This is a genomic window from Streptomyces ziwulingensis, from assembly GCF_039542605.1.
Lineage (GTDB): Bacteria > Actinomycetota > Actinomycetes > Streptomycetales > Streptomycetaceae > Streptomyces > Streptomyces ziwulingensis.
In genome coordinates this window covers 1-1,068 of sequence record NZ_BAABIG010000156.1, presented here as the reverse complement: position 1 = coordinate 1,068, position 1,068 = coordinate 1, and the positions used below count along the sequence as shown (strand labels likewise).

Sequence of the window (1,068 nt, the reverse complement as noted above, 5' to 3'; positions counted from 1 at the left end):
ATTCGGCGGGTGGGATGTGTCCTATTTCACCGTGGAGCCGGCGGTGGCAGTACCAGTCGATCCACTCTGCGGTGGCGAGTTCGACCTGGGAAAGGGTTCGCCATGGTCGTCCGGGCTTGATCAGCTCGGTTTTGAACAAGCCGATCGTGGACTCCATGAGGGCGTTGCCATAGGCGTCGCCAACGGAGCCGATCGAGGCCGCGATGCCGGCAGCGTCCAAGTGCTCGGCGAGCCGGAAACTCGTATATTGCGACCCGGCATCGGAGTGATGTATCAACTCACCTGCCTGGTGCGGGTGTTCTTCGCGGTAGCGTTGCCACAGAGCCATATCCAGGGCGTCCAGTACGAGCATCGTCTCCTTCGACGTGGCAGCGGACCAGCCGACGATCCGGCGGGAGAAGGTGTCCACGACGAAGGCGACGTAGACCACTCCCGACCAGGTGCTGATGTGGGTGAAGTCGGCGGCCCAACAGCGGTTCGGGGCCGGAGCGACGAAGTTGCGGTCCAGCAGGTCCGGCGCCCGCTCGACGGAACTGTCCGGGATCGTGGTGATGATCTTCTTCCCACGGACGGCACCGGCGACACCGAGCTCACGCATAAGGCGTTCGACCGTGCACCGGGCCACGACCTGGCCTTGACGCTGTAGTTCACGCCAGACCTTCCTGGCCCCGTAAACACGGTAGTTGACCTCGAAGATCTGCTGGATGAGTGGTTTCAGCTCGGCGTCGCGGACGGTGCGGGCAGATGGGGCCTGAAGTCGTTTGCGGTGGGCGTAATAGGTGGAGGGGGCGATCTTGCAATCGTGCTCGGTGAGTACGCGGCAGATCGGCTCGACACCGCCGAAGCGGGCCCGGTGCTCGTCGATGAACGCTACGAGCGAGTGTGTGGCCGGTCGAGCTCGGCCGCGAAGAAAGACGCCGCAGCCTTCAAGATGTCGTTCGCCCGCTTCAGCTCGGCGATCTCCTTCTTCATCGCCTTGATCTGCGCAGACTCCTCCGTGGTCGTCCCCGGACGCTTACCGGAGTCGACCTCGTCGCGCTTCACCCAGTTCCGCAGGGTCTCGGCCGA

General features: G+C 63.9%; 2 protein-coding genes. One reads left to right on the top strand and one right to left on the bottom strand.

The features are described 5' to 3' along the window. Positions 1-865: IS3 family transposase (locus ABEB00_RS35880; RefSeq protein WP_345624926.1), on the bottom strand; the 865-nt coding region annotated here is incomplete at its 3' end. On the opposite strand from ABEB00_RS35880, the gene ABEB00_RS35875 reads away from it, so the two are divergent. Beyond that, positions 803-1,068: hypothetical protein (locus ABEB00_RS35875; RefSeq protein WP_345624925.1), on the top strand; the 266-nt coding region annotated here is incomplete at its 3' end. The two genes, ABEB00_RS35880 and ABEB00_RS35875, sit on opposite strands and share 63 nt — an antisense overlap.